General features: G+C 64.2%; 14 protein-coding genes and 1 riboswitch. Of the genes, 5 read left to right on the forward strand and 9 right to left on the reverse strand.

Annotation, left to right across the window (positions count from 1 at the left end; genetic code table 11):
• The 6 genes from AC19YX_RS23505 to AC19YX_RS23530 form a co-directional block, all read right to left on the reverse strand.
• Window positions 1-2,526: a TonB-dependent receptor gene (locus AC19YX_RS23505; RefSeq protein WP_500607155.1), complete on the reverse strand. Its 2,526-nt coding sequence runs from the start codon at window positions 2,524-2,526 to the stop codon at window positions 1-3.
• Between the two features lie 91 nt (window positions 2,527-2,617).
• The gene (locus AC19YX_RS23510; protein WP_078469082.1) at window positions 2,618-3,568 is read right to left on the reverse strand and encodes a FecR family protein; all 951 of its coding nucleotides are present in this window, start codon (window positions 3,566-3,568) and stop codon (window positions 2,618-2,620) included.
• Window positions 3,565-4,065, reverse strand: coding sequence for a sigma-70 family RNA polymerase sigma factor (locus AC19YX_RS23515; RefSeq protein WP_078469083.1), 501 nt, complete (start codon window positions 4,063-4,065; stop codon window positions 3,565-3,567). Before AC19YX_RS23515 ends, AC19YX_RS23510 begins: the two co-directional genes overlap by 4 nt.
• A 148-nt stretch (window positions 4,066-4,213) precedes the next feature.
• Window positions 4,214-5,569, reverse strand: a complete 1,356-nt coding sequence (locus AC19YX_RS23520) for an amidohydrolase (RefSeq protein ID WP_201131200.1) — start codon at window positions 5,567-5,569, stop codon at window positions 4,214-4,216.
• Between the two features lie 260 nt (window positions 5,570-5,829).
• A complete protein-coding gene (locus tag AC19YX_RS23525) occupies window positions 5,830-7,983 on the reverse strand; it encodes a TonB-dependent receptor (protein WP_500607156.1) in 2,154 nt (717 codons plus the stop codon).
• A 108-nt stretch (window positions 7,984-8,091) separates the two neighbouring features.
• Window positions 8,092-8,296, reverse strand: a riboswitch (cobalamin riboswitch).
• A 105-nt stretch (window positions 8,297-8,401) separates the two neighbouring features.
• On the reverse strand, window positions 8,402-9,475 hold the full coding sequence (locus AC19YX_RS23530) for a hypothetical protein (protein ID WP_500607157.1): 1,074 nt from the start codon (window positions 9,473-9,475) through the stop codon (window positions 8,402-8,404).
• Window positions 9,476-9,743: 268 nt separating this feature from the next.
• On the opposite strand from AC19YX_RS23530, the gene AC19YX_RS23535 reads away from it, so the two are divergent.
• Window positions 9,744-10,241, forward strand: a complete 498-nt coding sequence (locus AC19YX_RS23535; RefSeq protein ID WP_078469087.1) for a DUF1543 domain-containing protein — start codon at window positions 9,744-9,746, stop codon at window positions 10,239-10,241.
• 23 nt (window positions 10,242-10,264) lie between these two features.
• Here AC19YX_RS23535 and AC19YX_RS23540 read toward each other — a convergent pair whose 3' ends face one another.
• Entirely contained in the window at window positions 10,265-10,915 is a 651-nt protein-coding gene (locus AC19YX_RS23540) for a DUF2625 domain-containing protein (RefSeq protein ID WP_500607158.1), read from the reverse strand.
• A 301-nt stretch (window positions 10,916-11,216) separates the two neighbouring features.
• Here AC19YX_RS23540 and AC19YX_RS23545 point away from each other — a divergent pair, with 301 nt between their 5' ends.
• Window positions 11,217-12,035: a cyclase family protein gene (locus AC19YX_RS23545; RefSeq protein WP_078469089.1), complete on the forward strand. Its 819-nt coding sequence runs from the start codon at window positions 11,217-11,219 to the stop codon at window positions 12,033-12,035.
• A 4-nt stretch (window positions 12,036-12,039) separates the two neighbouring features.
• On the opposite strand, the gene AC19YX_RS23550 is transcribed toward AC19YX_RS23545, so the two are convergent.
• Entirely contained in the window at window positions 12,040-13,932 is a 1,893-nt protein-coding gene (locus AC19YX_RS23550) for an ATP-binding protein (protein WP_078469090.1), read from the reverse strand.
• 307 nt (window positions 13,933-14,239) lie between these two features.
• Between AC19YX_RS23550 and AC19YX_RS23555 the strand changes: the two genes are divergently transcribed.
• The 3 genes from AC19YX_RS23555 to AC19YX_RS23565 all read left to right on the forward strand — a co-directional run bounded on the left by AC19YX_RS23555 (window position 14,240) and on the right by AC19YX_RS23565 (window position 18,152).
• A complete protein-coding gene (locus tag AC19YX_RS23555) occupies window positions 14,240-16,339 on the forward strand; it encodes a PQQ-dependent dehydrogenase, methanol/ethanol family (protein ID WP_500607159.1) in 2,100 nt (699 codons plus the stop codon).
• Window positions 16,340-16,435: 96 nt separating this feature from the next.
• On the forward strand, window positions 16,436-17,305 hold the full coding sequence (locus AC19YX_RS23560) for a transporter (protein WP_421546629.1): 870 nt from the start codon (window positions 16,436-16,438) through the stop codon (window positions 17,303-17,305).
• Between the two features lie 145 nt (window positions 17,306-17,450).
• Window positions 17,451-18,152, forward strand: coding sequence for a DUF3053 domain-containing protein (locus AC19YX_RS23565; RefSeq protein ID WP_078469093.1), 702 nt, complete (start codon window positions 17,451-17,453; stop codon window positions 18,150-18,152).
• 58 nt (window positions 18,153-18,210) lie between these two features.
• Here AC19YX_RS23565 and AC19YX_RS23570 read toward each other — a convergent pair whose 3' ends face one another.
• The gene (locus AC19YX_RS23570; protein ID WP_020298887.1) at window positions 18,211-19,995 is read right to left on the reverse strand and encodes an IlvD/Edd family dehydratase; all 1,785 of its coding nucleotides are present in this window, start codon (window positions 19,993-19,995) and stop codon (window positions 18,211-18,213) included.
• Between the last annotated feature and the right edge of the window lie 8 nt (window positions 19,996-20,003).

Genomic DNA, 20,003 nt, shown 5'->3' on the forward strand with positions numbered 1-20,003 from the left:
TTACCAGCGCGTGGTGACGGACAGCCCGAGGGTGCGTGGCTCGCCGTAGAAAATGGCGTTGCCGCCGTAGGAGACCGGCAACGAGTGATTGACGTATTTGCGGTCGGTGATGTTTTGCGAGTAGAGCGAGATGCGCAGTTTTTCGTCCTGGGACAGCCAGGCCAGGCTGGCATTGCCGAGGGCGAAGGCGTCTTCGCTCAGGGCCGGATCGGTCTGGTTGTTGGCGAAGTAGTACTGCTTGCTGCGGTAGCTCCAGTCGGTCTGCGGAATCAGGTAGCCGCCAATGCCCAGGGGGTAGCGATACTCCACGCCAAAGGTGGCCGAGACGCTGGGGGCGCGGACAAAGCGATTGCCGGAAAAATCATCGCTGCCGGACTGGTAGTCGGTGAACTCGCTGTGCAGCAGGCCGATCCCGGCCTGCAGGTGCAGGCCATCCACCGGCAGGGCTTCAATTTCCAGCTCGGCGCCGCGCAACTTGCCGCGGGCACCGTTGGTCAGGGTCGACAGCGCCCCGGTGCTGGTGCCGACTACGGCATTGAGCTGGATGTCCTTGTAGTCGTAGTAGAAGACGCTGCCGTTGAGGTTCAGGCGGCCATCGAACCACTCGGACTTGAGCCCCAGTTCATAGGCCGAGAGGTACTCCGGGTCGACCGTGGCGACGCTGCCCTGGCTGGTGGCGCCGGTATTGAAGCCGCCGGAACGAAACCCCTTGGCGTAGCGCAGGTAGACCCGGGCGTGATCGTTGAGCTGGTACTCGGGGGTCACGTCCCAGGTGAAGTCGTTCCAGGTCCGGCTTTCATCCTGGACCGCCGTGACCTGCAACGGGTTGCTGACACTGCTGCGCGACCACCAGCGGCTGGGGTCACTGAATTGCGCGCTGCCGACCGCCGCCACGCGGTTGAGGTCGATGTCTTTCTGTTCGCTGGTCCAGCGCAGCCCGGTGGTGATGCGCAATGGCTCGGTCACCTGCCAGGTGGTGCTGCCGAATACGGCGTAACTGGTGTTGCCTTGCTCGGTCTGGGTGTTGTTGAAGTAGGGCGTGAGGAAGCTGCCGTCGACGGCGGCGCGGGCTTCGGTGTAGTCGAGCTTTTCATGGAAGTAGTGCACCCCGGCGACCCAACTCAGGGTCTGCTCCTTGGGCGAGGCCAGGCGCAGCTCCTGGGACCACTGGCGGCTGTGCAGGTCGCGATAACCACGGGCCAGGTCGGCCGGGGTGTAGTCGCTGTCGCCGCGAATGGTGCGGGTGACATCCTCGAAGGCGCTGATCGAGGTCAGAGTCAGGTCCCCCAGTTGCCAGTTGAGGGTGGCCGAGCCGCCCTTGTGCTCCAGGTCATCCTTGCCGGGGAGGGTGTAGTCGACGTTGGTCCGCGACAGCCTGGGGCTATAGCCGAAGGCATTGGTGCCGTTCGCACCCCGGGCGAGGATCCCGGCGGTGCTGCCGTCAAGGCCGTTGCCACGGCTCTTGAAGGTGCGGTAATGCAGGTTGAACACGCCGTCCAGGCTGTCGTTGAAGTTCACCGCCAGTTGCAGGCGCAGGGCGTCGTCCTGGGTATCGCCGCTGCGTCCGCCGCTGCTGTTGTCTTCGGCCAGGCCGTCGCGCTGGTTATGGCGGAACGACACCCGGCCGGCGATCTTGTCATCCACCAGCACGGTCCCGGCGGCGCCTTCCACCGTGCGGCTGGCATGGCTGCCGGCGTCGAGCTTGAGGTAGCCGGGGTTGTCCTTGAAGTCGGGTTTGCGCGACACGAAATTGATCGCGCCAGCGGTGGTGTTCTTGCCCCACAAGGTGCCCTGGGGGCCCTTGAGCACTTCCACTCGGTCCAGGTCGAACAGCGGAAAACTGGTGGCGTCGACGTTGTTCAGGTACACGTCGTCGAGGTAGATGCCCACCGGGCTGACGGTATTGGCGCGCTGGTCACCGGTGCCGATCCCGCGGATCCACCAGCGCGGTCGCTGGTTGTCGATGGTGGCGGACGAAGTGTTGGGGATGAAGCGGGTGATCTGGGTGGCACTGGCGCCGGCATTGGTGTCTTCGATCTTGCGCCCGCTGACCACGCTCATCGGCACCGGCACCCGTTGCAGGGTTTCCTCGCGTTTCTGCGCGGTCACCAGCACGCTTTCCAGGCGTGGGGTGCTGGCTTCGCTGCGGGGCGCAGGGCTGACGGTCGCGTCCGCCGCCGCAGTCGGCTGGCCCTGGATGCTCAGGGCGCCCGAGGCCTCACGCTGCACGTGCAGGCCGGAACCCTTGAGGGCCCGTGAGAGTGCCTGTTGCAGGTCCAGGTCGCCGGTGATCGCCGGGCTGCTCAGGCCTTCCATCAGGTGCTGATCAAAGGCGATCAGTTGCCCGCTTTGCCGGGAAATCGCCAGCAGTACGCTGTTCAGCGGACCCGCCGCAATGGCGTAGTGCTGACGTTGCTCGGCGGCTTGCAGCGGCGCGGCCAGCATTGGCAGCAGCGGCGCTCCGGCCAGGGCAATGGCCAGGGTCAAGCGGTTCAGGGGGATGCGCACGCACGCGACATGGGGCATTTTTTTATCGATCCTGGTTGAGAGTGACTGCCGGGTTGACGGGGCAGCCCGGGTCATTTCCAGTCGCGGCTCAGATCGATTTGTTCCTAGCTTATGCCGGCTCGATATTCGCCCACAGGCGGCTGCGCCAAGTGACCCGGATCGGCGCGATGCTGGCGAGCATGTCCAGGGCCTGGTGACTGTTATCCAGGGGGAACAGGCCGCTGACCCGCAGCCCGGCCACCGCCGGCGACAGGTGCAACAGGCCGGGGTGGTAAGGGCGCAAGGCGGCCACCACCTGCTCCAGGGGCAGGGCATCGGCTTCGAACAGCCCTTTGAGCCACAGGGTCTCGCTGTCGGGTGCGGGGCCGGTGTGCCAGGCGCCGTCGCGGCTCAAGCGAGCCCAGTGGCCGTGGGGCAGGGTGCGGCTGGCACTGGCGCCGTGCAGGCTCAAGTCGGCATCCAGGGCGGCGACGTAACAGGCGCTGGCTTCCTGGCGCAACAACAGCCGCTGTTGCCGGGCCTCGACCCGCAGGTTGCCTGCCTGCAGGACAAACGCCCGTTGCGAGTGCTGGCGCACGTCCAGCAGCAATTGCCCGGCGTGCAGGGTCAGGCCGCGCTCGGCGCCGTCGAAATGCGGGCTGATGCGGGAAGCGGCGTCGAGGGTCAACTGGCTGCCATCGGGCAGCTGGAACTGGCTGCGCTCGCCGATCCCGGTGTACAGGTCACCCGGCCAGGCCAGGCCGGTACTGCCCAGGCGACTGAGCAATCCGGTGGTGACCGCCAGTCCCGCCAGGCCGAGGCTGGTGCGCAAGAACCGGCGGCGGCTGGAGGGTGCATCCAGGGCTTGCTGCAACTGCCGGGGGTTGAGATCGCGCAGCTTCGACGCCTGGATAAACCCCAGCTGCTGATTGATCCGCGCGATGCATTCGGCGTGCTGCGGGCTGCGCGCCTGCCAGTCGAGAAACGCCGCGTGGCGCGCCTCATCGGCTTCGCCGGAATGGAGGAAGGCCAACCAGCGGGCGGCTTCGATCCGGATCTGTTGCTGCGAATCCGTACTCATTGCGCCAAGGCCTCCAGGCAACACAGATACGCCTGCTCCATATGCTGATGGACGCGGCTTTTGGAAATCCCCAGCTGACGCCCGATCTGTTCGTAGGTCATGCCGTCGAACAGGCTATGGATAAACGCCTGCCGCGCCTGATGCCCAAGGCCCTTGAGCAGGCGGTCCAACTGCAACAGGGTTTCGATCAGCATCGCGTGTTCCTGGGGGGAGGGCAGCTCGCTGTGAGGTTGCTCCTCCAGGGTCGCCAGGTACGCCCGCTCCAAGTCGGCCCGGCGCCAGTGATCGATCATCAGCCGTTTGGCGATGGTGGTCAGCAGCGCCCGGGGCTCGCGCACCGCGGCCAGATCCTCGATCCCCAGCAAGCGCATGAAGGCCTCGGCGGCAATGTCCTCAGCACTGTCCTGGCAGCCCAGCAAACGGCTGACCCGAGCGCGCAACCAACCGTAGTTTTTGCTGAACAGGCGGGTGAAATGATGATGGGATGTGCTGGGCATGGCAGGCAATCACGAGCAAGCGGACGGGCAATGTTGGCGAATGTGCTTGATTAAATAAAAGAATAAAAAGTGTGAGGGTTATTACTTTTTATCCAGTGCGGAGGCTGCGTACCGCCCTGCATCGGGCAGCACGCGGCCCGGCAGCCCGCTACTTGTAGCCGTTGTTGGCGAGATAGGTCAGGGTCACCCGCGACAACGCGCGCACGCCCACTGGCAGGGCCTGGTCGTCCACCAGGAATTTGGGTGAGTGGTTGGGCCAGGCCTTGGCCGGGTCGATACCGTCGGGGGTGACGCCAAGGCCGAAAAACAGCGCCGGAATGCGCCGCGAGTATTCGGCGAAGTCGTCGGCGGCGTAGACCCCGGAACCCAGGGTGACGGGCTTGCCCGACGAGGCTTCGAGCTGGGGCAGGAGTTTGTCCACCAGATCGGTGTTGTTGTAGCCGGCCGGGTAGCTGCCGGGGAGGATCTCGACCTTGGCGCTGGCCCCGGCGCTTTCGGCGATTTTGCTGGCGGTGCGTTGCAGGCGGCTGATCACATCGTCGCGCTGGGCGTCGGTGAGGGTGCGCAGGGTGCCTTCCATGCGCACTTCGGCGGGGATGATGTTGCTGCGCACGCCGGCGTCGATCTTGCCGATGGAGATCACCGGGGCGGGCAGGGCCACCAGGTTCACCTGGCGGCTGGGGATGGTCTGCCAGCCGAGGATGATCTGCGCCGCCAGGGGGAAGGGGTCGATCCCGGCCCAGGGGAAGGCGCCGTGGGTCTGTTCGCCGGTGATGGTGGCGACGAAGTTGTCCGAGGCGGCGGTGGTGCGTTGGCGACTGACCGAAAGGGTGCCGGACACCCCCGGCCCCACGTGCAGGCCGAAGATCGCTTGCGGCGCCGGGTTGGCCAGCACCCCTTGTTCGATCATCAGCCGGGCGCCGCCGGTTTCTCCCACCGGCACGCCTTCTTCGGCCGGCTGGAAAATGAACTTGATGGTGCCGGGCAGGCTGTCCTTGTGCGCCGCCAGGACCTGGGCCACCCCCAGCACAATGGCGATGTGCGCATCGTGGCCGCAGGCGTGCATGACCCCGACTTGCTTTCCGGCCTGGCTGAAGTCATTGCCGCTGTAGGCCTGGGTCACGGTCGAGGCGTAGGGCAGGCCGGTCTGCTCGGTGACCGGCAGCGCGTCCAGTTCGGAACGAATGGCCACCACCGGTCCCGGCTTGCCGCCGCGCAACAGCCCGACCACGCCGGTGTGGCCGATGTCGGTTTGCACTTCCAGGCCCAGCTCACGAAGGCGCGCGGCCACCAGCTTGGCAGTGCGCACTTCGCGGTTGCCCAGCTCCGGGTGTTGATGGATATCGTGGCGCAGCTCGATCAGTTGCGGGGTGGCCTGGCGGATATCCCGGTCGAGTGTCTGCAGGCGCTCGGCATCCACCACAGCGGCGCTGGCGGTGTTGTGGAGCAGGGAGGAGAAAAGCAATCCGGCGCTGATGCCGAGTCGGGCGAAAGAGTGATTCATGCAAGGCCTCTGGGTTGGAACGGCAGGGCCCGAAGTCGGGCGCAATGGCGTTAACGCAGAAAGCATGCCAGCCCGCTTGCTGGCCGCCAGGCTGGCGTCGCGGGGAGATGAGGCGTGGGGATGCACCAGGCGCAACAGCCGGTTGCTGATGGTCTGCTGCTCTTCCAGCAGCCAGCGCCGGGAACCTGCGGGGTCCCCGGTGCCTGGCTCGGGCGGCGTTAAACGTGCCCGAGGGTTGCCCGCTACAGCGTGACCGGCACTTAGAAGCTGTAGTCGGCGGTGACGAAAAACGAGCGCGGCTCACCCATCAGCCATTGCTGGCCATTATTCTGCTGGGCCACGGCGTAGCGCCGGTCGAGCAGGTTGTTGAGCTGCAGGCCCAGGCGCACATCCCGTTGCAGTTGCCAGCCGAGGTTGGCGTCGAGCACCGTGTAGCCCGGAACCTGGGTGGTGTTGGCCGTATTGGCATAACGCGCGTCGACATAACGCACGCCCATGCCGGCTGTCAGCTCCTGGCTCAGGGCCTTGTTCAACCACAGGTTGGCGCTGCGGCGCGGCACGTTGCTCGGGCGATTGCCGGCGCGCGAGACCACCTGGCCCGACACCACTTCATCGAAGTCGTCGTATTCGGCCCGCACCAGCGCGGCATTGGCCGAGACCTGCCAGTCGTGGGCCAGGGCCAGCTCCAGGGATGCCTCCAGGCCGTCGGCGGACTGCTGGCCGACCTGTTGCGCCAGGCGCGTGATTGGGTCGCTGCTGAGCAGTTTTTTCTTGACGATATGGTAGGCCGCCAGGGTCCATTCACCGCGCCCGTCCCAGAACTGTTGCTTGAGGCCGAACTCGGTCTGCCGGGCCTCGGTCAGGTCCATCTGCTGCTGGCTCGGGTTCAGGCTGATGAGGTTGTTGACCCCGTCCTCGCTGGTCGAGTACTGGCCGTACAGCGACAGTTGGTCGGTGACCGCGAACACCAGCCCGGCGCGCCAGTTGCCGCCCGTGAGGCTGCGGTCGCTGCGGCTGCCGGCACGCTGGTCGTCGCGCTCGATGTGGTTCTGGTCGCGGCGCACGCCGGTCACCAGGGACCAGCGCTCGGACAGCTGCAAGCGGTTCTCGGCAAACAGGGCAAAGGTGTGGGTGCTGCTGGCGGTCTGGGGCGAAAATGCCGAGCGACTCTGGAAGTAACCCGCTGCCGGCTGCCAAGGGTCGATGTAGTCGCCGCCGACATCGGTATAGGGCGAGTTGTTGCCCACGGCGAACCTGATTTTGTTGTACTCGGTACCGACCACCGTGCGGCTGTCCAGGCCGAACAGCGAATGGTTGAAGGTGAAGCTCTGACGGTCGCCCATCTGCTCCTGGTCGTGCTTGATCTCCAGGTAGCTGTTGCGCAGCAGTTGCTGGCGGGGGCTGTCCCAGCTGTAGGTTTCGGCGTTGCGCCAATGGCGTCGGCTCTTGATGTAATACAGCTGGTTGCTGGCGCTGAGGCTGTCGCTCAGGTTCCAGTCGGTATTGAGTCGGGTCCATTCGTCGTTGTATCGCTGCACGGCGTTGCGCAGGTTGTAGTTCTTGTCGCGCAGGCTGTCGCGGTAGTGCCCGTCGAGCAGGGGCGTGCCGAAGTAACTGCTCGGTTCGCTGTCGCCACGCTCATGGGCGAAGGTGAAGCTCAGGTCATCGTTGGCCTGCCAGCGCAGGGCCGCACTGAGGGCCAGGCTGCGCGAGTCGCCGTGGTCGACCCAGCCGTTGCTTTGCTGCTGGTTCAGGGTCAGGCGATAGCTCAGGGTGTCGCTGAGGGAGCCGCCGCTGTCCAGGCCCAGCTGCTGGCGGTCGTTGGAGCCATAACCCAGGCGCAGGCGGTTGCGCACTTCACCTTCGAAGGGCTTCTTCGAGATCACATTGACCACCGCCCCGGTGGCGCCTTCGCCATAGAGCACCGAGGCCGGGCCACGGATCACGTCGATGCGTTCAACCATCCACGGGTCGACCGGAAACGTCAGGCTGCCGGCACCGGTGTACAGGCGGGCACCGTCGAACAGGGTCATGACCGAGCTGTGCCCGGTAAAGCCCCGCGCCGCCAACGCGGTGTTGCCGTTGCCCGGGGCGGCGATGCTGGTGATGCCCGGGGAGCGGGTCACCGCGTCCTGCACCGTGAGGTTATTGCGGTTGTCGATGGCGTCCTGGCCGATGCTGCTGGTGCTGGCGGGGTTTTCCAGGGCGCTCAGGTTGAGCCGTGAGCCGGCGGGCAGCGGTGTGCTGAGGGAAGTGTCATCGCCCTTGGCGACTTCGCTGACCAGGGTCGCCGGCAAGGCGAGCGCACGGTGGTCGGTTTCGGCAAAGGTCAGGGATGAAAAGGCCATGCAGGGGACAAAGGTGATCGGCAGGGATCGGCTTGCGAGGCTTTGGAGCAGGGGATTGCGGGACATGCTATTCCAACTGAGTCAGGAAAGAATGAAACCCGGAGGGAACAACGCATAAGGAATCGCAGGCGCACGCGCCCACGCAAACCGGACTGCGCCCGCCCACCGCGGGGTTGCCAAACGAAGTTGCAGGCCGGTCTCCGGGCTCGCGAGGGTCATGAAGCATTCACCTTCCCATGCCGGAGCACAGTGGTCTGTCGAATGCTTCGCTCGCTTACCGTTGCGGGGGCAGCGCCGGACTGATCACCGAAGTGACGCACCGGCTTCCCGTTTAATCCCATGCACGGCGGCATGGGACACCTGAAACTGGCGCGCATATGACCATTGATGAATTTCTTCGTCAATGCGCAAAGCTGCTACAGGGGAAAACAGTCTGTGCCGCCGCCGGTCCTCGGCAGCGGCTACGCGATAGGCGGGGGATGCTTCAGGGGGTGGCCAGGGTCTGCTGCGGCTCGTATTCGGTTTCGGCGAAGTTGAAGTAGGTGGTGCCGGCATGCTGGGTGATCTGCGGTTCGCAGCGGCCAAAGGGTTCGGACAGATGCCCCTTGCCGTTGACCACTTTGAGCAATATTTGCTCTTGGGCACTGCAGCCATTGCCGGCCCACGCGGCACTCACCAGAAACAGCCCATCCCCCAGGTGCTGCACAGCTTCGAACGACATGCCGTCGCTGAGCAGGGCCGACTTCTGGATCAGGGCACCGTTGACCAGCAATTGGCTGGGCGGGTTTTTATTGCCGTCATGCTGTTCGGCAATCACCTGCACCTTGTCGTTGCCGTTGACGGCCTGGGTCTGGGTGCCGATCTCCAGTGCCGGGTAACGACGGGCCTTGGCCGCTTCCGCGGCGTTGGCTTCGCGGGGCACCAGGCCCAGGCCGGCAGGGCCGCGCACGGTCATGAAGTCGGCGGGCTTGGCGGCTTCGAGGGCGCGCACGGCGTCGAAGTCCCAGTAATTGACCCGGGTCACCGCCATGCGCGAGGGCGCAGGCTCGATCACGCTCAGCTCGAACTGCTTGCCGGTCATATTCGGCGCATACAGGTAGGACAGGTGATCCAGCGATGCCTGGGCATGTACCGCGACCTTGTTGGTCTGGGTGAACGCCTGCAACGGGCCTGAATAACGGGCCAGGGCCTCGTCGGCGAGCTTTTTGCCGGCGGTGAGCGAGCCTTTTACCTCGGCTTCCAGGGCAATGACCCTGTGATCGGGGCCGAAGGTGTAGGTCGCCGATTCATAGGGCTTGTCGCGGTTGACCTCGGTGCGCCGGGTGTTGCTGAAGTAGATGGTCTGGTAGCGCAGGAACACCGTCAGCGAATGGATGCCCGCCGGGCCGGAGCCGGTGTAGGTCATGCAGCCCCGGGGGCAGGTTTCCTGAAGCAGCAGATTGACTTCGTCATAGGGCATGCCGAGTGCAACGTCATGCACGGTAAAGCCCGGGGCCGCCAGCAGCGTCGGCGAGACCAGCGCCGCCGCCAGCGCGAGCGCGTTGAATGTGTGCTTCAAGACCATCTCCTGGTTGTCCAATGGCGGGGCCGTCGTGCCCCACGCCGCAATCCTTGCCAGCGAATGGCATGGCCTGTGTGGCTATCGGCTGCTGGCGATTGGCCTTTAGCTGCAATGTGCTGCAAGCCGCGCGGGAGTGTCCCGGGCGCAGTAAAACCTCAGCAATCAGACGCAACATGGTGAAGAATATGGCGCTTGCCTGATGAGCCCCGACCGGGACCATCACCCTGAAATCGCTGCCGCCGGCGGCAGGTAACCAAGGAACAGAATGCTTTTTGTAGTGATGCTGGGGGGCAAACACCCCAGGGCCAAGATTGAGGTCCACGACGTGGTGTTCGCCATCGCCGACAGCCTGGAAGCGGCCTACCCGCAACTGCGCGAAGGCTGGTTTGGCAGCCCGGCGGGGCTGCATGTCGATTCGTGGATGCAGGTCGATGGCGTGGAAGGGTGGAAGGTGCAGTTGAGCCCGCTGGCGCCTCTGCCCGGGGCCCCGCGCCTGTATTTCATCAACCTCGGCGGCTATGAGGCCCAGGCCTTCGGCGAGGCCCACCACTACCTGCTGGTGGTGGCCCATGACAAGGCTGAAGCCAAGGCCAAGGGCAAGCGGCAGATGCTCAGCCACTGGAGCAAGGCCCATACCGACGCGCTGATGGACGTAGACGATTGCCTGCCGATCGACGCCGTGGACGGGCGCTATATCCACCTGGTGGAGGGCGAGCATCGCGGGGTGGTCCAGCGCAACGACTACATCGTGATTCCCCGCTGAGCCCCGGTGGCTGACGCTGGATCTCAGGCCGGAGCGTCGAGCTTTTGCGCCAGTTCCAGGTTCAGCCGGTAGTGTTCTTCCAGCGGCACGGCGCGCCGACTGCTGCTGTTGATGCTGCCTTCGGCGGTCCACAGGAACGGGTAGAAGCTCATGCACTGGTCTGCCCCAAGCTGCGGCAGTTCACGCTGCCAGCCGTCCCAGCGCAGGTCCTGGTAGAACTGCCCGAGGCGTTCGCTCAGGGCCCATTCGACGAAGTCCGAGTAACCGATTTCCAGGGCTTCCCAGCGCAGGGTGTCCGGGGCCCAGTAGTACAGGGCCCCGGTATCGTCGCCGAGGCTGCCGCCGTTGATGGCGAAGAAGCCGCCCACGGCATCGTCGGCGACCAGCATCGCCCCCTGAATGCGGTCCTGGTTCCAGTCCCGCAGGTTGCGTGGCAGCTGTGGATGGCCCGACCCCAGCAGTCGCAGCCAGCCGTCATCGATCAACAGCCCACCGCTTTCGTAAGCCATGGCCCCGAGCACCGAGCGGGTGCTCACGCCGAGTGCCAGCAGGATGGCCTCGCGATCCGGCGCCGGCGCCAGCCATTCGCAGCGATGAGGGGAGCGGGCGATCCACGCCTCGATCAAGGGCAGTGCCGGGTCGGTGAGGTTGAGCAGTTGATCGAGGGTTGGCACGTCAAAATCCTTTTTTGCAGCAGGCACTCGCCAGGGGGCGCTGATCATATCAGGCGCGTAGCCGCTGCCGAAGGCTCTGGCCTGCGTTCGCAACACCGCGAAAGCTCGGCAGCGGCTACAGGGCTACAGGGCTACAGGGCTACAGGGTGAATGTGGAGGATTGGATATTTTTGGAGGCTGATGAAAAGCGCCGCTCACTTAGTCACACTGTGCAGGCTTTTCCTGGGTGCTTTCGGGCAGCCACACAGAGTCGGGCACCAGGGCAGGATCCTCTTATTGTTTGATGGAGCACTCAGACGTCATGGTTAAATCAACGCAGAAAAACAGCCGTTTCAAAATGGCATCCATTGGCGTACTGACCGCGTTTCTGGCGGTCGGCGTGGCCAAGAGTTTCGCCGAGGACAAGGGAGTCCAGGGAATGCACAGTCTCCAGTTTCGCAAGGTCATCGACCTCAGCCACGTTATCAGCCCCTCCATACCGTTATGGCCCAACGACCCGCCAGTGACCTTCGATGTCGTGGCAACGCTGGACAAGGACGGCTATTACCTGCGGCGCTTCAGTATCGGTGAGCACAGCGCGACCCATATGAATGCGCCCAACAGTTTTCACGCCAAGGGCATGGGCATCGACGGCTATGCGCCCGAGTCCCTGATCCGGCCGGCGGTGGTGATTGATGTGCGCAGCCAATCCAAAGCCAACGCCGACTACGTGATCGGCGTGCAGGACATCGAAAAATGGGAACGCGAGCACGGCACGATCGCCAAGGGCTCGCTGGTGCTTTTCTACACCGGCTGGCAAGCCCTGTGGAACGACCCCAAGGCCTTTATCAATGCAGACGCCAAGGGCCCGCACTTCCCCGGTGTCGGTGCCGAGACCAGCAAATTCCTACTTGAGAAGCGCCAGATCGCCGGCGTGGGCATCGACACCCATGGCGCCGATCCGGGCCAGGATGAGGTGTACGCCACCAACAGCCAGGTGCTGGAGAAAAACGGCATCATCCTCGAATGCCTGACCAACCTTGACCAGTTGCCGGCCAAGGGCGCGACGCTGGTCATCGGGGTACTGCGGCTGCAGGAAGGTTCGGGCTCGCCCGTGGCCGTTACCGCCCTGGTGCCTTGATGGGTCATTGACGGGAACGCGTGTCCACTGGCGGGGCGCTGGCCTGGATCTGTTGCCGGTAGTTGGATGCGCGTTGCAACACACTGGTCAAGGCCTGCAGGTTGGCCGGCTTGGTCAGGATGTCATTGGCGCCCGCCGCCCTGAAGCGCTCGACCTCGCTGGAAAACGCGCTCGCGGTAAAGGCCACGATGTAGCAGTTCTCGCTCAAGGGCAGGTCACGGATTTCCTCGATGGCTTCGAGTCCGGTCATCACCGGCATGTTGATGTCCATCAGAATCAGGTCCGGGATCGCGCCCACGCAGTACTTGATCGCCTCCAGCCCATTGTCTGCCAGCTGCGGTGCGTAACCGAGCCGTTGCAGCATCGCCATCGCTACTTTCTGGCTCACCGGGTGGTTCTCCACCAGGAGGATGTCGAGGGGGAAGCGCTCGGCGAACGACGAGTCGAAGTCCACCACCACATCCTGCTCCTCGCCCTTGGGGATCTCCGCCCCGGAGAACGGCTCCATGGGCAGGGAAAACGAGAATATCGAGCCGACGCCAAACTGGCTGCTGAAGGACAGGGTGCCATTTTGCGCTTCCACCAGGTTCTTGCAGATCGACAAGCCCAGGCCGCTGCCGGAAAAGCGTTGGTTGATCGGCCCCTCGAACTGGGCAAAGGGCTTGAACAGGCTGTCTTGCAGCTCGTTGGGGATGCCGACCCCGGTGTCGTAGATGGAAAACGCCAGGCGCGCGCGGGGGCCATAGCCGTTGGTGGTCACCACCAGCGACACCTTGCCGGTCTCGGTGAACTTGACCGCGTTGCCCAGCAGGTTGATGAGGATCTGGTGCAGGCAGTCGGCATCAGTCTTCACCAGCGCCGGGACCTGGGGCGAAATCTGCACCTCCAGCACCACCGGTTTGTCCTGCAGCCCCTGGCGGATCATCTCGACGCTGGAGGCAATCAGGGTGCGCAACTCGAAGACCCGGGGCTTGAGTTCAAGCTTGCCGGCTTCGATTTTCGCCAGGTCGAGAATATTGTCGATCAGCGACAGCAGGGTGCGTCCGCTGCTGTGGATGGTCTTCACCAGGCCGCGTTGTTCCGGGCTCAAGGGCGAGTCGGCGAGCAGCTCGGTCGCACCGATCACGCCATACATGGGGGTACGGATCTCATGGCTCATGGTGGCCAGGAATCGGGTTTTGGAGCGGTCGGCATCTTCAGCGGCATTCTTGGCCTGTTTCAGCACCTGCTCGTTGATCTGCAGTTGCTGCAGGTGAGAGCGCACGCGCAGCAGGTCCACGACAAACAGCAGGCTGAAGGCGAGAAACACCAGGATCGCCAGGATGATGTGGTGCAGGGAGTCCCGATGGAGCTGGTGGTAGTAATCGGCCAGGGTGATTTCCGCACCCGCAACGTAGACGGTCCCGTCCTTGGAGTGCAGGGGCACGAACACCGCTCGAAAGTCTCCCCAGTGATCGGTGTAGTCGATCCACACCGGCTTGGTGCTTTCGAAACTGTCGACCAATGCCTGGCTGGCGTCCGGGTAGGGGTCGAAAAAGCGCACGAAATTCTGGTTCTCGACCTCGGTCTTCGACGCGCTGGAACTGGCCAGGTAAGCCACGCCCTCGCGTTTGATCACGGTGTAGACGAACGCCGTGCCCAAGGCTTCGTTGAACCGCGACAGCCGATTGATGGCGTCCAGGTCTTCGGCTTCGGTCTTGGACTGCTTGTCGACCAGGTGGTCGTGGTAGTTGTCGCCGAGGATCGCTGCGGTGCCCAGCGCGGCATACAGCAGCTTGTTGTTGATGTTCTCAGTGAGGATTCCCTGGGTTTCAACGTAGAGGTAATAGATGTAGCCACTCACCCCGACGATATAAACCAGCAGCAAAGCCCATGTTTTCCTTCTGAGTTTGAACATTGATCCCAGCCTCCGTGCCAGTAGAACCGGACGATCAATGTGCGATCTCCGGGGGTTCCTTGCGCGGAGCATAATTTGGCAGGGGGTGGAAAACCATTGTTTTATTTTCAGCCTGCCGCCGCTGCCGGGCCTATGGCCATGGGGCGCCGCGCGCGTACCGGACAAAAAATCAATATGGCACGCAGATGCAAATAACTGGCATACACAGACACGTTTTGCTGATCCAGCTTTGATCTAATCCCGTTCACCGGACAGGCACCCTGCAAGTGCCTGCCACGCTGTCACCCAGAACGGGATAACAAGAATAATGAAACGCTTGATACCGCTTGCTGCTATTTGCCTCTCGACCCTGGCCCTGGCCGCGCCGCCGACCCCAGGCGCAGTCGACGAGAAACGCCTGCTCAACGCTGACCAGGAACCCCAGAACTGGATGGCCCACGGGCGCACCTACGATGAACAGCGCTTCAGCCCGCTGAACCAGGTCAACGACAAGAACGTCGCCGGCCTGGGCCTGGCCTGGACCCAGAAGCTCGACATCGACCGTGGCACCGAAGCCACGCCGATCGTGGTCGATGGGGTGATGTACACCACCGGCGCCTTCAGCATCGTCTATGCCTTCGATGCTGCCAGCGGCAAGCCGCTGTGGAAGTACGACCCGAAGATCCCCATGGAGAAACTCAGCCAGGGCTGCTGCGACGTGGTCAACCGTGGCGTCGCGGTGTGGCAGGGCAAGGTCTACCTGGGCAGTTTCGACGGACGTCTGATTGCCCTCGACGCCGCCACCGGCAAAGAGGTCTGGAGCGTCAACACCATCCTCGATCCGAACAAGAGCTACACCATCACCGGGGCACCGCGGGTGGTCAAAGGCAAGGTGCTGATCGGCAATGGCGGCGCCGAATTCGGCGTGCGCGGCTACATCACGGCCTATGACGCCGTGAGCGGCAAACAGGCCTGGCGCTTCTTCACCGTGCCGGGCGACCCGGCGCTGCCGCCGGAAAACCCGGCCATGGCCAAGGCCATGAAAACCTGGAAGGGCAATGGCTGGGTCAAGTGGGGCGGGGGCGGCACGGTGTGGGACTCGATGTCCTATGACCCGCAGCTGGACCTGCTGTATGTCGGCACTGGCAACGGCTCGCCCTGGAACTACGAGTTCCGCAGCCAGGGCGAGGGCGACAACCTGTACCTGTCGTCCATCGTCGCCCTGCGCCCGGATACCGGCGAATACGTCTGGCACTTCCAGGTGACCCCGGGGGATCGCTGGGACTTCACCGCCACCCAGCAGATCATTCTTGCCGATATCAAGATCGACGGCGCCGTGCGCAAGGTGCTGATGCAGGCGCCGAAGAACGGCTTCTTCTACGTCATCGACCGCACCAACGGCCAGTTCATTTCCGGGCGCAACTTCGTCCAGGTCAACTGGGCCAGCGGTCTCGACCCCAAGACCGGGCGTCCGATCCTCACCGCCCAGGCCGATTACTCCAAGGCGCCCAAGGTGGTGCAGCCAAGCTTTCTCGGCGGCCACAGCTGGCACCCGATGTCCTATAACCCGGCCACCGGCTACGTCTACATCCCGGCCCAGGACACCCTGGCCGAGCTCAAGGCGGCAGACAAACCGCTGTTTCTGCCGAGCAAGTCGGTGGTCAATTTCGGCCTCGACGTGCCGGACCTGCCGGAGGATCCCAAGGTCCTGAACCAGATCCGCAGCGCCTGGCGCGGGCACCTGATTGCCTGGGACCCGGTCAAGCAGCAGGCCGCCTGGACCCACGACTATGTCGAGTCGGGTAATGGCGGCACCTTGAGCACCGCCGGCAACCTGGTGTTCCAGGGCACTTCCGATGGTCGGGTCATGGCCTTCAGCGCCGACAAGGGCGAGCCACTCTGGGAGCACCGCGCCAACTCCGGGGTGCTGGGCGGGCCGGTCACCTACCAGATCAAGGGCGAGCAGTACGTGGCCTTCATGGCCGGCTGGGGCGGGATCATGCCGCTGATTGCCGGGCCGCTGACCGACAAGGGCAAGGTCCGGCCCGAGTCCCGGGTGCTGGTATTCAAGCTCGGGGCCAAGGAGCAGTTGCCGCCACCGCGCCAGGCGCCGGTGCTGCCACCGCAAGTGCCAGCACTGACCGCCTCGGCGGAGCAGATCAAGCAGGGGCGGACCTTGTTCAATGGCATGTGTGGTGCCTGCCACGGCCTGAACGCGGCCAGCGGCGGGGTGATTCCCGATCTGCGCTACCTGACGCCGGACAAGCACCTGGCCTTTGTCGGCATCGTCAGCGGGGCCTTCATGAACAAGGGCATGCCGAGTTTTGCCGGGGTCCTGGACATGCCGCAAATGGAGCTGATCCACCAGTACATCATCAAGCGCAGCCTGGATTTGCGTGCGCTGACCGACACCGCCGCAGCCCAGTAAAGCGTCACGGGGGCCCCCCGGCATCTGCCGGGCAGGCTCACGGGCGTGCCGTGCCTTAGCCATTCCAACAACAATATCCGCTAGACAGGTGAACTGATGAAAACGCTTTTTTCCAGCAAAAGTGCTGCCTTGCCGTGCTCGCTGTTATTGGCCTTGCTGGCCGGCCAGGCCCAGGCCGACGTCAAGCCCGACTCCGGCGACTACGCGGCGCTGCCGGCGGGCACCGACCTGCTGTTGCTGTACCAGCAGAACCCGCGAATCGACAAGTCGTACCAGGGCGGTAAAAAAGTCGCCGACAACCTCGACCTCGACCTGACCGTCGAAGTGCTGCGGCTGGTGCACTTCACCGAGTTTTTCAACACCGGCTATATCTGGGACCCGCAGATCGTCATCCCCTACGGCCATCAGGACCTAGGGGCCAGCGGGCAGAAGTACACCGGCTTGGGTGACATCACCTTTGGCGCCACGCTCTGGACCCTGGCCGACATGGAGCGTAACCGGCACCTGGGCTGGTCGATGTTCATCACCGCGCCCACCGGCGACCACAAGAACCAGGGGTTTGCCCTGAGCAACAACCGCTGGGCGGCGGATTTCCAGGTCGGTTATGTCCATGGCTTCAACGACAAGTGGACCTGGGACGTGATTGGCGAAACCGAGTTCTACCAGGAGCAGCGCGACACCGGCGCCCACCGCGACCCGCTGATCCAACTGCACAATCACTTGCGCTACAACTTCACCCCGCAGACCTCGGTGGCCCTGTCTTATCGGCATAACTGGGGCTCGCGCGAGACCCTCGACGGGCAGACCCTGGACACCAGCCACAACAACGGCACCGTGGGGCTGTCTGCAACCACTATGCTCGGCAAACAGTGGCAGGTGATGGGCCAGTACTGGCGCGACGTGGCGGTGCGCTCCGGGCCGATGACCGACCATTCGCTGCAATTTCGCCTGGCTTATATCTACTGAAGATGGGGGCCTCGGGCATGGCAGGGCAGGTCGGGCGAACCCCGGGTGAAAGCGGTGGTCTGACTGGCGTCGAGCGCGTATGCTCGCCGACGCTTTTCAGGGGTCGACCCCGGCAAGCGCTTATCTTTTTTCGGAGGTCCATGACATGAAGTCCCTGTTTCGTCCCGGTTTGCTGCTGGTTCTGGCGCTGCCCCTGGTACTGGCCGCTTGTGGCGACAAAGAACCCGAGCAGCGCGCAGCGTTCAGCCAGTTTCTGCAGACCCGCATCCTCGACAAGCCTGGCGTACGCGTGCCGCAACTGACCGCCGATGAGAGCAAAGCGTTTGGCGACTACAGCCGTCACTACGCGGTGATCAGCGATTTCAATGCCGGCATGGACGCGTCGGTCAAACCTTTGGGCGAGCTGATGCAGAAGGGGTCGATGCGTTCCCTGGGCGATGTCATCGCCCGTCGTGACGATATCCAGGCGATCCAGGCCGGACTCAATAAGATGAGTACCCAACTGACCAGCGAACAGGCCAAGGCGGATGCGGCGCATGCCCAGCTCAAGCAGCCCGAGGACTTGAAGGTGGTGTATGACAAGGCCTACGACAAGACCGTCAGCGTGCCGGCCAACACCTTTCGCGAGGTGCTGCCGCAGATCAACGGCACCTTCGACAGCAGCCTGAAGATTGCCGATTACGTGAACGCTCACAAAGGCCAGATCGAGATTTCCGGGGCGGTGGTCAAGGTCCAGGACCCTGCAGTCCAGGCCGAGTTGAATGCCCTGCTGCAAGAACTGAACAGCCAGGCGAAAAACGTCCAGCAGGCCCAGGCCCGCTTGCAGAGCCTGATGACCGGCCGCTAAGCCGGCGCAAAAAAAACGCCACTCAATCGAGTGGCGTTTTTGTATGGGTCGCCGACGGTCAGTGGGAATGCCGCGGTTCGCCGCTGCGGGCGATGATGCGCAGGTGCAGGGTGGCGGGCTCCAGGCAGCCGCCAGTGGAGAGTTGGCCGACCAGTTGTCGGTAGAGTTCCTGCCACGGGGTTTGCGAGGCGGGGATGCTGGGTTTCCACAGCGCTCGGCGCCGCTCCAGCTCGGCCTCATCCACCAGCAGATTGACCTTGCGCGCGTTGAGGTCGACGCTCAGCCGGTCGTTGGTTTGCAGCAGTGCCAGGCCACCACCCACGGCCGCTTCCGGCGACATATTGAGAATCGACGGGCTGGCCGAGGTGCCGCTCTGGCGGCCGTCGCCCAGGCACGGCAGGGAGTCGATGCCGCGCTTGATCAGGGCTGCGGGCGGGGCCATGTTCACCACCTCGGCGCTGCCCGGGTAGCCAACGTTGCCCACGCCACGGATCACCAGGATGCAGCGTTCGTCGATATCCAGCGCCGGGTCGTTGATCCGTGCGTGGTAGTCCTCAGGGCCTTCAAACACGATGGCCCGCGCCTCGAAGCTGTTTTCCGCACCGGGCTCGGAGAGGTAGGTCTTGCGAAACGCCTCGCCCACCACCGACATTTTCATGATCGCGCTGTCGAAGAAATTGCCGCTGAGCACGATAAAGCCCGCACGGTGTTTGAGTGGCGCGTCAAAGGCGTGAATCACGTCGGCATTGCTGGTCAGGCTATTGCGCACGATCTCGCCGATGCTCAAGCCGCTGACCGACGCACAGTCCTCGTGCAGGCGCCCGGCCTTTTGCAACTCGTGCATCACCGCCGGTACGCCGCCAGCGCGGTGGAAGCCTTCGCCCAGGTACTTGCCGGCTGGCATGCAGTTCACCAGCAGCGGCACGTCTTCGCCGATGCGTTGCCAGTCATCCAGGCTCAGCTCGACTCCCATGTGCCGGGCGATGGCGATCAGGTGCGGCGGGCAGTTGCTCGAAGCGCCCAGGGCCGAGGCCACGGCAATCGCGTTTTCGAACGCCTCGCGGGTCATGATCTGTGACGGGCGTACATCCTGGCGCACCAGCTCGCAAATACGCTTGCCGGTGGCATAGGCCATCTGCCCGCGCTCACGGTAGGGCGCCGGAATGCTCGCGCAGCCTGGCAGCGACATGCCCAGGGCTTCGGCCAGGGCGTTCATCGACAGCGCGGTGCCCATGGTGTTGCAGTGACCGACCGAGGGCGAGGCCGCGGTGGTCATTTCCATAAAACCTTCGTAATCGATGTCGCCGGCGGCCAGCAGGTTGCGTGCATGCCACAGCACGGTGCCGGAGCCGATCAGCTCACCCTTGTGATGGCCGTCGAGCATCGGCCCGCCCGACAGCACGATGGCCGGCAGGTCGGTAGTGGCCGCCGCCATCAGGCAGGCGGGGGTGGTCTTGTCGCAGCCGGTGGTCAGCACCACGCCGTCCAGCGGGTAGCCGTGGAGGATCTCCACCAGCCCCAGATAGGCCAGGTTGCGGTCCAGCGAAGCGGTGGGCCGGCGAGTCTGCTCGGCGATGGGGTGCACCGGAAATTCCATGGGGATGCCGCCGGCATCGCGAATCCCGGCCTTGACCCGCTGTGCCAGCTCCAGGTGGTGGCGGTTGCACGGGGTGAGGTCGCTGCCGGTCTGGGCGATGCCGATGATCGGCCGCCCCGATTGCAGCTCTTCGCGGGTCATGCCGTAGTTCATGTAGCGCTCGACGTAGAGCGCGGTCATATCGGCGTGGGCAGGGTCGTTGAACCATTGTTCGCTGCGCAGCGGGCGTCTCGGGGTGTCGCTCATGGTGCGGT

This window comes from Pseudomonas sp. MF09150 (assembly GCF_059862355.1).

Bases quoted from the DNA above. Each gene is read 5' to 3' on its own strand.
- AC19YX_RS23555 (WP_500607159.1), top strand. From the start codon at position 14,240: ATGAAACGCTTGATACCGCTTGCTGCTATTTGCCTCTCGACCCTGGCC.
- AC19YX_RS23515 (WP_078469083.1), bottom strand. From the start codon at position 4,065: ATGCCCAGCACATCCCATCATCATTTCACCCGCCTGTTCAGCAAAAAC.
- AC19YX_RS23535 (WP_078469087.1), top strand. From the start codon at position 9,744: ATGCTTTTTGTAGTGATGCTGGGGGGCAAACACCCCAGGGCCAAGATT.
- AC19YX_RS23545 (WP_078469089.1), top strand. From the start codon at position 11,217: ATGGTTAAATCAACGCAGAAAAACAGCCGTTTCAAAATGGCATCCATT.
- AC19YX_RS23510 (WP_078469082.1), bottom strand. From the start codon at position 3,568: ATGAGTACGGATTCGCAGCAACAGATCCGGATCGAAGCCGCCCGCTGG.
- AC19YX_RS23570 (WP_020298887.1), bottom strand. From the start codon at position 19,995: ATGAGCGACACCCCGAGACGCCCGCTGCGCAGCGAACAATGGTTCAAC.
- AC19YX_RS23520 (WP_201131200.1), bottom strand. From the start codon at position 5,569: ATGAATCACTCTTTCGCCCGACTCGGCATCAGCGCCGGATTGCTTTTC.
- AC19YX_RS23560 (WP_421546629.1), top strand. From the start codon at position 16,436: ATGAAAACGCTTTTTTCCAGCAAAAGTGCTGCCTTGCCGTGCTCGCTG.
- AC19YX_RS23525 (WP_500607156.1), bottom strand. From the start codon at position 7,983: ATGTCCCGCAATCCCCTGCTCCAAAGCCTCGCAAGCCGATCCCTGCCG.
- AC19YX_RS23550 (WP_078469090.1), bottom strand. From the start codon at position 13,932: ATGTTCAAACTCAGAAGGAAAACATGGGCTTTGCTGCTGGTTTATATC.
- AC19YX_RS23565 (WP_078469093.1), top strand. From the start codon at position 17,451: ATGAAGTCCCTGTTTCGTCCCGGTTTGCTGCTGGTTCTGGCGCTGCCC.
- AC19YX_RS23505 (WP_500607155.1), bottom strand. From the start codon at position 2,526: ATGCCCCATGTCGCGTGCGTGCGCATCCCCCTGAACCGCTTGACCCTG.